Source organism: Phyllobacterium zundukense, from assembly GCF_002764115.1.
GTDB classification, from domain to species: Bacteria; Pseudomonadota; Alphaproteobacteria; order Rhizobiales; family Rhizobiaceae; genus Phyllobacterium; species Phyllobacterium zundukense.
This window is the reverse complement of record NZ_CP017943.1, coordinates 109492-123756: the sequence shown is the minus strand read 5'-3', so window position 1 is coordinate 123756 and position 14265 is coordinate 109492. Positions and strand designations below refer to the sequence as shown.

Below are 14265 nucleotides of genomic sequence, written 5' to 3'. Positions count from 1 at the left end.
TTTGATATGTCCGACCTCCACAAGAGATCTGAATGCGGTGAATCCTTAAGCCCCTCCAGACTTTGGATCGCCGGCCATGCTTACTCTTCCAAGCCTGGCGATATCTTCCAGTCTCTCAGCTTGTAGACGGTTCCGGGCCGGGGCCGTGGTTCGCTTGCTCCCTCCTTCATCCGTCGTTTGAAACTGTGGATGGGCGTTGCAAGATCATCGATGCGAATTTCAACGACGGATGGTCCATCGCAAGCGAAAGCCTTGTCCAGCGCCGGCCCGATCTGGTCGGGTGTTTCGACGTAAAAGCCTTCGAGACCTAAACCCTGCGCTGCAGCCGCAAATCCAGGCTTGCAGCTTTGGTTCTCCAATAGTGCAGATTGAACGTTCTTGAAGAAAATATCCTGCCACAGCTGAATCCAACCGAGCCGACCATTGTTCAGGACAATGTTCACGACCCGTTGCTTGTGTTGCAGCTGGCTCGCCAATTCGCCGATCGTGTAGGAAAACCCTCCATCTCCGGCCACGGTGACGACACGGACACCAGGGCGTGTGGCAGCTGCACCAACGGCCGCGGGCGTCGAATATCCCAGTCCACCTTGTCCGCGTGCATAAAGGAAGCTACGGCCCGCCTTTTTGGCCGGGAGAAAATTGGCAATCCATCCCGCAGAGAAGCTGGCATCAGAAATCACGATATCGTCTTCACCAAGTCGTTTGGCCAGCTCGAACATTGCACGTGGCGGCGAGATCGGAACTTGGTCGCTAGCAATCTCGATGCGTTTTTGTTCTTCGCCTTCCGCCTTTACCGCGCTAATCCGCTCGATCCATTGAGGATGCGACTGATCATCGAGCGCAGCGTTCAACAGACTGAGCGTCTCGCGGACATCGCCGAACAGCGGGACTGTCGGACGGAACGTTCGTCCATGCTCCAATGGGTCAGCATCGATTGTAATTGTAGCCTGTTCCGGAAGAGGCAATGTCCAATTCATCGCGGTATTCTGGCTTGCTTTGGAGCCGCACCAGATCACAAGATCAGCCTCTTTGATCAGCTCGATAGCTGCCCAGGAACCAAGCGGATTCAATGCGCCAGCGGCGTATGGCAGCGTCTCCGCCACGGCGCCGCGGCCCGTCAAACTGGTGACTACAAGGCCCTGGAGCTTTTCTGCGAAAACACCAACATCCATGGTTGCGTCCGATCCATGTACGCCTCCGCCGCACACCAGTGCCGGACGTTTGGCCCTGCGAATAAGGCTGATAGCCTCTTCGATCGGACCCGCAGGCGGCGCCGAGCGCAGGTAGGGCGCACGGATCGCTCGATCGTCGATTGCAATCTTGATTTTCTCTTCATCCCATTCGGCATCAAAAATGTCGTGTGGAATAATCAACGCAACCGGACCTTGGCGCGGCGACGTGGCTGTGCGAAACGCTGTCCGGATCAGTTCGGGCAGCGCTGCCACGGATGGAACCAGCCAAGCTTCCTTCGAAATGGATTTGAAGAAAGTCAGCTGGTCAAAGCCTTGGGAGGCAATTCCTTTGTCCTTAAGCGGCAGCCAGTCGAGCGGCAATTCACCGACAATGCCAATCATCGGAATGGAGGCATTCAAGGCTTCTACAAATCCGGCGGAGAGCAGATTGGCTCCCGGGCCAACTGTGACATCGCAAACACCGGGCTTCCCGGTCAACCGCGCATAAGCGTCGGCGGCGTAGGCCGCATTGCGCTCATCGCGCATCAAGATATGACGAATTCGGTCGGTACGGCGAGAGATGCCGTCATGCAACGCTGTCGTCTGGCCGCCGGGCATGCCGAATATGAGCTCCACGCCATATTGCGCCAGCATTTCCGATACCAGATCCCCTATATGAGCCATTACAATTCTTCCCTGCGTGTTTGTGTGTGTTCGTTTGCCAAGGCGCATTGACTGCCCGGTGGGAGCGACGTTTTGCTTCTTGTCGGCTTGTTCCAGATGGCAGCGATGCTGGTAACCGTTTGCTTGTAGGTGGAATACTTTTCTTCAATCGCAGCGACCCTCTCGGTAATGGGATCAAAGCGCCGTTCGACCACGACCATTTTCTCGATTGCCGTTTCAATGTCCGCATAAAGCCCGCTTGCAACAGCGCCGCATATGGCAGCACCCTTGGCACCGAATTCCGTACCGTTGGCTATCTCGACGGGAAGATTTAAGCCGTCCGCAAACATCTGCGCCCACACGTTGCTCCGCGACGGTCCTCCAGCAAGCCGCACGACGTCGGGGATGGCCGCATCAGGTCCTTTCAGGTGGGTCTCGAGGTCGTACTTGTGCGCAAAGACAATGCCTTCATAGACGGCTCGCATTACGTCACCTAGATCGTTGTCAGCCGTCAGACCGAGAAAGCCTCCCGGAGCACCTTGAGGACCGCCAAAAAGGAAAGGGAAAAACAAAATATCGTTGTCCTTCTTAAGGGCGATATCAACTAATGCGTTGCAAACATCATAAATGGATTTGCCTTCCTGCAAGGCGCGATCACCCTCTGCTGAAAGCATCGTCTTACACATCCATTCCAGGTTGCTGGCCGATGTGGGCGTGGCTGATGTCGCAAGATAAGTTCTGGCAACCGGGTAGGCCGCTTGAATAGTCGGTAGCGGGTTCAAGGTTGGGCGATAATGTAGTGTGGAGTTGATACTGAACGTTCCCGCCACAACGGCCAGTTGGTTGGGAGCTGTGACCCCTGACGCAAGTGCGCAGCCCACTACATCGTAAACGCCGCGCGCCACGGGCGTACCGGCAATCAACCCAGTCTGTTGTGAGGCGGCTTCGCTCAGACCTGCGGCAATATCTGTCGATGGCAAAACTGGCGGCAGCTTACCGATCCACTCGCCGAGGCCGAGCTGTTCAAGCGCGGTGCTCGCAATTGTACCGGTATTGACATCAATAATACCGGCACAGCCGCCGTCCGTTGCATCTGTGGAAATATCGTTGCACAGCCGCATCCTCAAAAAGTCCTTGCATAGAAGGACGTGCGCGGCGCGGTGGAGTGTCTGTGGTTCAAATCGCGAGAACCATGCCAGCAGAGCCAAGGTCTGTCCGGGCCATATCCGCTGTTGTATGTGTGTCGAAAGATCCTTCGACAGACCTGTCTTCCACCATTCATCGATTAGGGCAGCGCTGCGGGAATCCGTGGAAACAACGCCGTTGCGCACCGGCCGTCCTTCCTTGTCGACGATGAAAACACCTGCTCCAAATCCTGACGGTGTGATCGCAATGATTTGCTCCGGCGCAGTGCCGGTCCTCTCCATCACGCTTCGGATCGCCTGGCACGTCGCCTGCCACATGGCGTCGGCGTCGCGTTCGGTCCAGCCCGCTTTGGGAAACAACATTTGGTTCGGGCGACGCTCGCATGCCAGTTCGTTTCCGAAAGGATCGAACAGGGCAACCTTCGTCATTGTCCCGCCGGCGTCTATGCCGATGAGGCGCTCACGCATTTCTCCTCCCTCTTGCCGCTTTACTCGCCCACTCCTCTGAGCACTGCCAAAATTCGCACTTTGGATCACGACAACTTATTATTATGAGTTAGCCTATCCAAACTTTTATAATAGTCAATCACCCATTTCAGTTTCTGAAAGAATCGATGGTTTTCTCGATCCCATTGGCATTTTTGACAAATTTTCGTGCTCTTCACATTCGAGAGCCGCTTTCCAAAACTCTGACTTGTAATTATAAGTCTACGCAACCGACTTGCCATTGAACGGCGGAGTTGGACCCGAGGGAGGGCGTAGCAATGCGAACCAGAGCTGATGTTCTTGAGCGATTGAATGCAATACAGGGTCGCTCAGGCAATATCTTAATTGTCGGTGGCGGAGTTAATGGACTGGGGCTGTACCGTGATCTGGCGCTGCAAGGCTGTCCAGCAGTGCTTATCGACAAAGGGGACTTTGCGTCTGGTACAAGTGCGGCTCCATCCCGGCTTATTCACGGTGGTCTGCGTTATCTCGAGACCGGTGAATTCGCATTGGTGAAAGAGTCGGTTATCGAGCGCAATCACCTGCTTCTCAACGCATCGCACCTCGTCCATCCCTTGCGGGTATGGGTGCCCGCATTCAGTTGGGTGGGGGGCGCATTCTCGGCAGCATTGCGATTCCTGCGGCTGAAGAAAACGCCAGGTGCCAAAGGCATCTTCGTCATAAAGCTAGGACTTTCGTTTTTCGATCGCTTCGGCAGATCCAATCAGACAATGCCGCGCCATCGGCTCGTGGGATCCAGCGAAGTAAGGAAACGTCTATCCCGGCTTTCAAACAAGGTGCGGGCTGTTGCCGAATACTACGATGCGCGCGTAACACATCCAGAAAGACTTGCGCTCGAGCTGGCCGGGGACGCCGAACGCGATTGCCCTGAATCGATCGCGATACCATACATGTCTCTGCGGAGTACGATTGACGGCAAGGTCGAACTTTACGATGAGATCGGCAGGCAATCATTTTGGTTGCAGCCTTCAATAGTCGTCAATTGCGCTGGCCCTTGGGTCGATCAGGTTAACCGCGGCCTTGGTATCGATTGTCGCCTTATGGGAGGCACGAAGGGTTCTCATGTTGTCCTTGAAAGACCAGATCTCGCAGCAAAACTGGATGGTCTGATGTTATATTTCGAGACTCATGACCATCGCGCCTGCTTGATTTATGCGCTCGATAAAGCGCGTGTTTTGCTCGGGACGACTGACCTTCGTACCAGCGATCCAGACAATGCGGTTTGCTCCGACAGTGAGATTGACTACTTGTTCGGGGTGTTGGAACAAGTGCTGCCGGGCGTGGAGCCACGAAGACAAGAGATCGTGTTTTCCTATGCTGGCGTTAGACCCCTCCCCTATAATGATGGCGGAGCCACTGGTGCAATTAGTCGCGATCATTTCCTGACGACTTTTGGCCCTGATGACGATCGCCCTTTCGCTGTCGTGAGTTTGGTGGGGGGCAAATGGACCACTTATCGGGCGTGCGCGGCGCAGATGTCGGATGTGGTATTGCGACATTGCGGCAGGTTAAGGATCCACGACACTCTCGAGGTTGAAGTTGGCGGAGGCAAAGGGTTTTCGCCGAAGCCGTATGACTTGGCGACAAGGAGCCAGGCGCTCGCACAATCTCGCCGCATGGAGGTTGATGATGCAACTAGGCTGTTCAACCGCTACGGCAGCACTGCCGAAGCTATTGCTGCCGAGGTTGAAGCCTGCAATCATGAGCGTCTAACCTTTGCACCAGACTATTTTGTTGGCGAAATCGTTTGGATCGTTAAAAATGAACGCGTGACCCGGCTTGCCGATATTATTTTGCGACGGACATTGATGGCATTTGAGAACAAGGCAAGTGACGGGGTTATCCGGGAAGTCGCCGGCATAGCTGCTTCAACATTGAAATGGCGCGCGGCTCACATGGAGTATGAAATTAGCCAGACGATCGACTCGCTTCGCTTGCGCCATCATGTTCGGATACCCTTGCCGATATGAATACATCTGTAAAACAACGAAAGTTGGTCACCAAAACGGCGAGCAGGCGCCTTCCCGAACGCCGCCCGATAAGTGACGGCGGAACGCCACTATGGGCACAGGTAAAATCTTCGATAATCGAGATGATTGCAGACGGCAGGATGGAGCCTCGCTCAAAACTTCCTTCCGAAACCGAGCTTTGCGAAACATTTGATGTCTCCCGAACGGTTGTGCGTGAAGCATTGAAGCAACTCGTCTTCGAACGTTTGGTGTACAAGCATCAGGGAAAGGGGACCTTCGTCGCCGAACGGCGTGATGAACAGGATTTTATTGGATCAACAGTTGGTTTCAGCGATGAGTTGATGGGCAAGAACAAGCTGGTAACACGTCGTGTTATTCGCCAGGAAGTAGCCCTTCCCACCTCGCGGGCGCGCAAACTGCTGCGGCTCGAAAGGGATGAGCGCGTTGTTTTGATTGACCGCGTTATGATTGTCGATGGGGAACCGAGAACCCTCGTGCGCATCAGTCTGCGGCAAAGTGCAGTTCCAGGAATTGAAGCGCTACCGCTCGAAAACCGCTCACTTTATGAAACCCTCCGCCGACAATATGGCATCAGCCTCAAGCGCGCTGAAAGGTGGATCGAAGCCTATACGCCAACCGCAGAAGAAGCGCAGTTGCTGCAAGTTTCAGCCAATACACCTTTGGTCTCAATTGAGTCCTGCTCTTACGGAGATGGCGACGACCCGATTGAATATTTCATAGCTATCTACAGGACCGATCGTGCCAGACTTCATTTCGTAATCAAATAATATCGAAACCAGCAAGGCTTTCAAACATCCTCAATTTCGGATCAAACGCGTTGGCCGTGAGTCCTATACGCATTGTTAAACCGCGAATATTTGAAGTTTGAGAATGCCGTGGGACACGAACAGGATCGAACTCGCGGACGAACAAATTCAAGCACAAGAAGTCCTTGATTTCGGCGTTTGTTCAGAGCCGCAACCTGCTGATAAACCTTCGTTTGAAAATGCCGATAATATCAGATTTTTCATCGAATCCGATTGGTTCCTAGAATTCAACAATCACTCTTTAAAGCATATCGGGATGAGTGATTTCCAATGACCGCCTTGAAGAGAATCGAACAATCGCTGCATCGGCGGCAAACGACTTTTGATTTTGTTAGAAATTCCCATGAAAGTTCGCGCTGCGATCAGGAGCTACCGAAAAGACCCGCGCGATGCCGTGGGCGGCGTGAACTCGATCCAATAAGTCTCTCCGATGGCAGTGACCTGCCATTGAACTTTCATCCAGCGGCGACTAGAGCCTCGGGGGTTTTGAATACGCCAAATGGCGCGGTGTGAGCAACCTGCGGAAACGCGAAGCTTTCATCTTGCGCAGCGCTGGAGCCGGTTGCGGCGATGGTCCCGGCATAGTCTGCCGGGGTCTGGTATCCGAGCGATGAGTGCGGCCTGAAATTGTTATAGTCGTCAGCCCATTCAGTAATGGCACTGCGGGCATGATCGAGGCCGAAGAACAAACTCTCATTGAGCAATTCGTCTCGCATGCGACCGTTGAAACTTTCCACGTAGCCGTTCTGCATCGGTTTTCCCGGTGCAATGTAGTGCCACTCGACCTTGTGATCCTTCGACCAGGCAAGGATGGCATTCGACGTTAGTTCGGTGCCGTTGTCGGAGACGATCATTCCGGGCCTGCCGCGCCGTTCGATCAGTGTCGTCAGTTCTCGCGCGACACGGCGACCGGAGATAGACGTGTCCGGGATCGCCGCCAGGCATTCGCGCGTCACATCGTCGACGACGTTGAGAACGCGGAAGCGTCTGCCGCAGGCAAACTGATCGTGGACGAAATCCAGCGACCAGCGAGCATTGGCCCTCGCTTCGACGAGGATCGGCGCACGGGTGCCGACAGCACGCCGCCTGGCTTTCCGCTTGCGGATGGAAAGACCTTCCTCGCGATAAAGGCGGTAGATGCGATTGACGCCGGACGGTTCTCCGTCCCGCCGAAGCAGGATGAATAGCCGCCTATATCCGAAACGCCTTCGCTCATTTGCGAGGTCGCGAAGCTTCGCCCGCAACTCGACCTCTGGCGGTCGGCAGGACCGGTAACGGATCGTCTTACGGTCGGCGGATATAATCTGGCAGGCCCGCCGTTCCGAAAGCCCCATGACGGCCTTCAGATGCGTGACGGCTTCACACTTGGCGGCGGGCCCTACCATTTTTTTGACAGAAGTTCGCGAAGCGCGGCCGTATCCAGCATCTGCTCGGCGAGTAGCTTCTTGAGCCTGGCGTTCTCATCTTCGAGCGCTTTCAACCGCTTCGCCTCTGAGACTTCCATGCCGCCGTATTTGGCTTTCCAATTATAAAACGTTGCTTCTGAAATACCGTGCTTGCGGCACAGATCGGCTGTCTTTGTCCCAGCCTCCTGCTCCCGCAAAACACCGATGATCTGCTCTTCCGTAAATCTCTGCTTCTTCATTCGTCCGTCCTTCGTCATCAGGCCGGACTCTAATCAATTCTGGAGGAAATTCGCAGTGGCAGGTCAGAAGGTGCGCAGAAATTCGCGCTTACGTTCACCTCGCTGTTTAGCGCTGTAATCGTTCGCCTCCAGACAGCCACGTCGCTGTCGAGGCCGGGAATCATCACTATAGTTTGCATCGTTACCTCTTCGCCCTTGACCGGGCAGCCATCTTCCTACACCTTCAACCTAGGTTTAAGGTCAAGGTCATGCGTATCGGTTTGTTGGCAGCGCGGGCGGGAGTTAGTATTTCGCGCATTCGATTTTACGAGGCTCAGGGTCTGCTACCGCTCCCCCCGAGACATCGCAGCGGCTATCGCGACTATGACGAGCGGGCCTTGGAGATTATCCTTTCATCAACCGAGCCCGCGGTCTTGGCTTCAGCTTGAGGGAAGTTGCGGCTCACCTGGATTCGCCTCAAGACCACACGAGAAAATCGAGGCTCCTCTCCTCAATGGAGGATAAGATCCGCGAACTCGACTCCCTCTTGGCCGATCTACAAAGTAGACGGGCGACGCTGCTAAGCTTGACGGTGGAGCTGCGAAGAACGGAGTGTTGAGTGCCACTGAGACCTCACCGGTTTAGCGGGAACTTTCCATCGAGATTCTTGAGCGCAACCGCTACAGCGATCCGGCATCGTTTGGTAGTCCCGCCATTCGGTCTGCAATCGTCATTGGCGCGGAAGGCTGGCCACCACGCGGATCAGCAGATTGGCTAAAGCACGATTGGATGATCCAACTGCAGCACGAGCTGCAAAAGCAATAACTTCCGAACGATAGCATGCATTCATAAAATAACTGTTTGCGGCGCAACTCATCGCCATGGTTATTGGTTCAGTTCGGCGATCCGTTCAAACAGGTCAAGCGCCTCCGGGTTGGCGAGCGCCTCCTTATTCTTCACTGGGCGCCCGTGCACTACCTCTCGAACAGCGAGTTCGACAATTTTTCCTGACTTGGTACGGGGGATGTCTGGAACCTGTATCACTTTCGCAGGGACATGTCTTGGCGAAGCGCCGGTTGCGATCGCGCTTTTTATTTTGGAAATCAACTCGGGGGTCAGCGTCTTCCCAACTTCGAGCCGCACGAATAGGACGACGCGCACGTCGTCTTCCCATTCCTGTCCAATGCAAATTGCTTCCACAACCTCTGGCAACCGTTCGACCTGGTTGTATATTTCGGCGGTACCGATGCGTACCCCGCCTGGATTGAGTGTCGCATCCGAGCGGCCATGTATGACGAGGCCGTCATGCTCTGTCCATTTTGCGAAGTCGCCGTGGCTCCATGTGTTGTCGAAGCGTCCGAAATATGCGTCACGATACTTGTCTCCGCCCTTGTCGTTCCAGAACATCAGCGGCATCGATGGAAAGGCCGCTGTACAGACTAGCTCGCCTTTTTCACCCCTCAGCGGCTTGCCGTCATCGTCCCAGACATCGACCGCGAGACCGAGACCTGGCCCCTGAATTTCTCCACGCCACACGGGTGACAGCGGGTTTCCCAGAACAAAGCAGGACACGATATCTGTACCCCCCGACATCGAAGCCAGGGGCACATCAGCGTTGATCGATTCATACACGAAAGAGAAGCTCTCGGGCGAGAGCGGTGATCCCGTCGAAGCGATCAGCCTCAGACTGGATAGATCGTGCGTCTTAATCGGCGCAACGCCTTTCTTACGCAGAGCGTCAATATACTTGGCTGAGGTGCCGAAAATGGAAAACTTCTCAGCTGCAGCATAATTGAACAAAACTTGGTCGTCAGGAGCGAAGGGCGAGCCATCATAAAGGCAAAGAGTAGCGCCGGATGCGAGCCCGCTGACAAGCCAATTCCACATCATCCAACCACAGGTAGTGAAGTAAAAAAGCTTGTCGCCTGGCCTGACACTACAGTGGAGCTGGTGCTCCTTTACATGTTGCAGAAGCGTACCGCCGGCAGAGTGCACGATACATTTTGGCATTCCCGTCGTCCCGGAAGAATAAAGAATAAACAAAGGATGGGAAAATGAGAGCTTGGAATAGTCTACTGTTTTAGCATCGAATGGAGCGATGAACTCATCGAAACGCGATGTGATCTCATTCTCCATACGTTTATTAAGCAGCCCGTTGGCGTAAGGCACCACAACAGTGAAGACGCCCAGCCCCTTGGCTATGTTGCCAACCTTCTCTGCCACATCTTGTAGCTTTCCATTGTACCAGTAGCTATTGCATGCGATGAACAGTTTCGGCTGAATCTGTCCAAAACGATCCATGACGCCCTGCTCTCCGAAATCGGGAGAACAGGAAGACCAAATCGCACCGATCGAGGCGGCGGCCAGCATACAGGCAACCGTCTCCGGCATATTCGGCATCATCGCGGCGATACGATCGCCTTGCGCAATTCCCGCGGCGCGATACGCTTGCTGTAGCTTCGATACCATATTGTGCAGGTGGTCCCATGACCATCGATACGACACTCTGTCTTCCCCACGAAAGACAATAGCGTCCGTCCCTCCATTTCTAGACAGAAGATTCTCTGCGAAGTTTAAGGTTGCGTCCGGGAAGAACGCTGCATCCAACATCTGATCGCGATTGATCAACACTCTTTCGCCGCGGTCGCCTTTAATTTCACAGAAGTCCCACACGAGTGCCCAAAACGCCTCTGGTTTCTCTATTGACCAGCAATGAATGTCCTTAAAATTTAGAAGCTCCCTATTTGAGATTTTGCTCGCGAGTTCAGCGAATCTAGCCATCGGAGCAGCGGCGCCTCCTGCGTCGGGAACCCAAAGGGGTGACGTTTCCTTGTTCATTTTTCCTCCGTGCTACAATTAGAAGCGCCACAAGCGATCGAAAAACATTCGTGTTCAGCGATGAAGGACCTGACTGAGAAAAAGCTTCGCTCGTTCAGTGACCGGATTGCTAAAGAATGTGCGAGGCTCATTTTCTTCAACAATCTGTCCTTGATCCATAAAGATCACTCGGTCCGCCACCGCTTGCGCGAAACCCATCTCATGTGTCACGCACACCATGGTCATCCCATCATTTGCGAGCTGTATCATCGTATCGAGAACCTCCTTTATCGTTTCGGGATCGAGAGCTGAGGTAGGCTCATCGAAAAGCATAAGGCGCGGTTTCATACACATCGACCGGGCGATCGCTGCACGCTGCTGTTGACCACCAGAAAGCTGGCCAGGATACTTATGCGCATGCTCTGAGATCTTTACCCGATCAAGGAAGAACATCGCTGTTTCTTCCGCTTCCCGCCTTGATAGTTTCTGAACCCAGATCGGGGCCAATGTGCGGTTTTGAAGAATCGTAAGGTGTGGGAAGAGATTGAAATTCTGAAAAACCATGCCGACTTCACGGCGCACCTCATCAATGTTTTTCGCGCTTTCATTGAGCTCAATACCATCAACGACAATTGTTCCTTGCTGGTGTTCTTCAAGCCGGTTCATGCAGCGGATAAGAGTCGATTTTCCGGAACCGGAGGGGCCGCAAATGACGATACGCTCGCCGCTTCGCACGGTGAGATCGATGTCCCGAAGAACATGATGCGAACCGTACCACTTGTTGAGGGTTGTAATCTGAGCTGCAATGCAATTAGTCTCACGTTCTCGATCCAGGCTTAACTGCGACGGAAGAGGCATCCATATTTTCCTTAAAGTTGCGCTTCGCAAGCAATACTATACGTCCCTGAAGCTGCGACGATTCAGGTTGTTTGCCGCCTGAGGACCAAAATAGGGGTAAAGCCGCTACCAGGTTCAGCTATACCACCTGCGCGACCTCCAATACCGAATGCAGCAACACATTCGCGCCCTGCGCCGCCCAATCGATAGAAATTTCTTCTGTTTCATTATGACTTACCCCGCCTTTGCAGGGGCAGAATATCATTACGGTCGGTGCAACATGCGATGCCCAGCAAGCATCGTGGCCAGCTCCTGATATGATGTTCTTGTGCGAATAGCTGAGTCTATCGGAACAACGTCTGACAATTTCTGCCAAGTTATTTGAGAACGTGACCGGCTCTGTCCGGCCGATGATCTCAAAAGACAGAGAGACGCCGAGTTCATCGCAAATCGCATAGGCCGCGGCGAGAACCTTTTCTTCCATTTCATTCAACTTTGCTGCGTTGGCTGTTCGTATGTCTACAGTAAAGACAACGCGCCCCGGCAGCACGTTTCTCGAATTCGGCGAGAAGTTTACCTGGCCTATGCCGCCCACGGTGTCGGGTTGAGTTTCTCTCGCCACCGTTTCAACGGCATCTGCTATCCGTGCAAACGCAAGTCCAGCATTGACGCGCATTTTCATCGGTGTCGAGCCCGTGTGCGCCTCTTTGCCGGTGAGCGTGAACTCTATCCATCTGAGGCCCTGACAGTGCGTTACGACACCGATATCAATCTGTTGCGCCTCGAGGATTGGGCCTTGCTCGATATGCAGCTCAAAGTAAGAATGCATTTGGCGCGACCCGCTGTTCTCATCTCCAAGCCATCCAATCCGTGCAAGCTCTTCACCAAAAGTGCGCCCATGTGCATCGACTTTTGAATAGGCCACGGCTTTGTCGATCGCTCCGACAAAGACCCCTGAGCCTAGCATCGCGGGGGCAAATCTGGCGCCCTCTTCGTTTGTCCAATTTGCAATAACGATGGGCCTTTTCGTCCGTACGCCCAGATCATTAAGCGTCCGGACAATTTCAAGTGCCGCCAAAACACCTAGCACACCGTCATATTTCCCACCCGTAGGCTGAGTGTCCAAGTGGCTTCCCATATAGACCGGCAACGCTGCGTCATCATGGCCAGGTCGTCGCGCGAACATGTTCCCGACGTCGTCCGCCACAATGCTCAATCCGGCCTCGGCGCACCACCGTGCAAAAACGCGGCGCCCCTCCGAATCTTCGTCCGTGAGAGTTTGGCGATTATTGCCTCCGGCTATCCCCGGGCCAATTTTCGCCATCTCCATCAAACTGTCCCAGAGGCGATCTGCATCGATCAGGTAATTGCTTCTACTACTCATTTCCATTGTTTCTCCTGACATATGCCACGATCCCCATCATCGTCAGGACAATGGCAGCGTAGACGCAAGCAACCACCGAGAACATTTCTAGCGGGGCAAAGTGTGCAGACGAAATCCTGCGTGCAACACCAAGCAAATCGGCCACAGCGATAGCGCTTAACAACGCGCTTCCCTTAAGCAAAAAAATTATCTCGTTGAGATATGCTGGTTGGATAAGACGGACGGCTTGGGGGAAGATGATCCAAGAAAACGCTATCTTTTTTGAAAGCCCTAGTGACCTCGCTGCTTCCCATTGCCCACGATTGACGCCAGCGAACGCGCCCGTCCACAAAGGTACGAGGTAACCTGCGTGATTGATTGCGAACACCATAGTCGCGCAGGGAATCGGTTCTTTTAAAATCCACCAGAACCATGAATTCCGGATCCACTCATATTGCGCAAAACCATAGTATACGAAGAATAGCTGCACCAGGATGGGAGTGCCTCGGATGATGCTGCTGCATACCTGCACACTCTTCCTTATCCAGAGTTGCCTTGACAACGTCAGAATAGAACCGGCGAGGGCCAGCGCGCCACCTAGTAATGTGGCACTCACAACGATTTGCATCGTGTTCTGAAGGCCACGCGCCAACACCGGGATGCTTGACCAAATTAGATTGACATCCATGTGTGTGGCTCCTTGAGACCAGGGGACGACAGACGTCTGCCCAAGAACCAGTTCGAGCTGTATGTCATGACGAGGTAGATTAAACCTGCCAGCGCATAGAATTCGAATGCTGCGCCGGTCACGCGTGCTGCGACGGTCGTGTTCCGCATGAGCTCCGCAAAGCCAATCAACGAAACGATGGATGTATCCTTGATGAGCGATACCCACAGGTTTAGGGCGCCCGGCGCGGCGATCCTGATGGCCAATGGCGCTCTGATCAAAGCAAGAGATTGCCGTTTTTGAAGACCCAACGCGGCGGCGGCTTCGAGCAACCCCCTGTCTATGCTCTTCAGCGCGCCGCGCATCAACTCTCCGAAATAGGTTGCATAAGCTATTCCGAGCGCGAAACTGCCGCCCCAGAAGGGCGACAATTCAAAGTCACGGCCGAATACCTTCTGCAGCAACAATGTACCGGCGAAATAGAGCACCAAAAGCGTTATAAACTCAGGTACAGCCATAACGATCAAGAAAACGCCTCGCAATGCGTATGCGATAGTACCATCTTCATACGTCAGCATCGCGTAGAGCAACCCGATCGCGCCGGCGAGTAAGGCGCTGACTACGGAGAGGGTGGCAGTCAGCACCAGTCCCTCCAATATCAGGTGCCCATATC

General features: G+C 53.9%; 12 protein-coding genes. 4 read left to right on the top strand and 8 right to left on the bottom strand.

Going from position 1 to position 14265, the window contains the following annotated elements; genetic code table 11:
• Positions 1-80: 80 nt before the first annotated feature.
• Together BLM14_RS26215 and BLM14_RS26210 are read right to left on the bottom strand one after the other, a co-directional pair.
• Entirely contained in the window at positions 81-1856 is a 1776-nt protein-coding gene (locus tag BLM14_RS26215) for a thiamine pyrophosphate-binding protein (protein WP_100003028.1), read from the bottom strand.
• Positions 1856-3409: an FGGY-family carbohydrate kinase gene (locus tag BLM14_RS26210; protein WP_162293254.1), complete on the bottom strand. Its 1554-nt coding sequence runs from the start codon at positions 3407-3409 to the stop codon at positions 1856-1858. Before BLM14_RS26210 ends, BLM14_RS26215 begins: the two co-directional genes overlap by 1 nt.
• Before the next feature lie 335 nt (positions 3410-3744).
• Here BLM14_RS26210 and BLM14_RS26205 point away from each other — a divergent pair, with 335 nt between their 5' ends.
• Positions 3745-5457 (top strand): glycerol-3-phosphate dehydrogenase/oxidase, encoded by a 1713-nt coding sequence (locus BLM14_RS26205; RefSeq protein ID WP_100003026.1) that lies wholly within the window; start codon positions 3745-3747, stop codon positions 5455-5457.
• Positions 5454-6245, top strand: coding sequence for a GntR family transcriptional regulator (locus BLM14_RS26200; RefSeq protein WP_100003025.1), 792 nt, complete (start codon positions 5454-5456; stop codon positions 6243-6245). The genes BLM14_RS26205 and BLM14_RS26200 overlap by 4 nt, the downstream gene beginning before the upstream one ends.
• Positions 6246-6739: 494 nt before the next feature.
• Here the strand turns inward: BLM14_RS26200 and BLM14_RS26190 are convergent.
• Positions 6740-7929 (bottom strand): IS3 family transposase gene (locus BLM14_RS26190; RefSeq protein ID WP_100003401.1). Its coding sequence is split into 2 segments (ribosomal slippage): positions 6740-7677 and positions 7677-7929, totalling 1191 coding nucleotides; the frame shifts between segments, so codons are not numbered across the junction.
• 248 nt (positions 7930-8177) lie between these two features.
• On the opposite strand from BLM14_RS26190, the gene BLM14_RS26185 reads away from it, so the two are divergent.
• Both BLM14_RS26185 and BLM14_RS32815 read left to right on the top strand, forming a co-directional pair.
• Entirely contained in the window at positions 8178-8357 is a 180-nt protein-coding gene (locus tag BLM14_RS26185) for a MerR family DNA-binding transcriptional regulator (protein WP_100003400.1), read from the top strand.
• Entirely contained in the window at positions 8354-8527 is a 174-nt protein-coding gene (locus BLM14_RS32815) for a hypothetical protein (RefSeq protein WP_157929611.1), read from the top strand. The genes BLM14_RS26185 and BLM14_RS32815 overlap by 4 nt, the downstream gene beginning before the upstream one ends.
• A gap of 266 nt (positions 8528-8793) precedes the next feature.
• Here the strand turns inward: BLM14_RS32815 and BLM14_RS26175 are convergent, their stop codons facing one another.
• From BLM14_RS26175 to BLM14_RS26155, 5 genes are all read right to left on the bottom strand, one after another.
• A complete protein-coding gene (locus tag BLM14_RS26175) occupies positions 8794-10746 on the bottom strand; it encodes an acetoacetate--CoA ligase (RefSeq protein ID WP_100003022.1) in 1953 nt (650 codons plus the stop codon).
• Between the two features lie 54 nt (positions 10747-10800).
• Positions 10801-11583 (bottom strand): amino acid ABC transporter ATP-binding protein, encoded by a 783-nt coding sequence (locus BLM14_RS26170; RefSeq protein ID WP_100003021.1) that lies wholly within the window; start codon positions 11581-11583, stop codon positions 10801-10803.
• Between the two features lie 118 nt (positions 11584-11701).
• Positions 11702-12952, bottom strand: a complete 1251-nt coding sequence (locus tag BLM14_RS26165) for a Zn-dependent hydrolase (protein WP_100003020.1) — start codon at positions 12950-12952, stop codon at positions 11702-11704.
• The gene (locus BLM14_RS26160) at positions 12939-13613 is read right to left on the bottom strand and encodes an ABC transporter permease (protein WP_100003019.1); all 675 of its coding nucleotides are present in this window, start codon (positions 13611-13613) and stop codon (positions 12939-12941) included. Before BLM14_RS26160 ends, BLM14_RS26165 begins: the two co-directional genes overlap by 14 nt.
• Positions 13598-14248, bottom strand: a complete 651-nt coding sequence (locus BLM14_RS26155; protein WP_237143704.1) for an ABC transporter permease subunit — start codon at positions 14246-14248, stop codon at positions 13598-13600. Before BLM14_RS26155 ends, BLM14_RS26160 begins: the two co-directional genes overlap by 16 nt.
• Between the last annotated feature and the right edge of the window lie 17 nt (positions 14249-14265).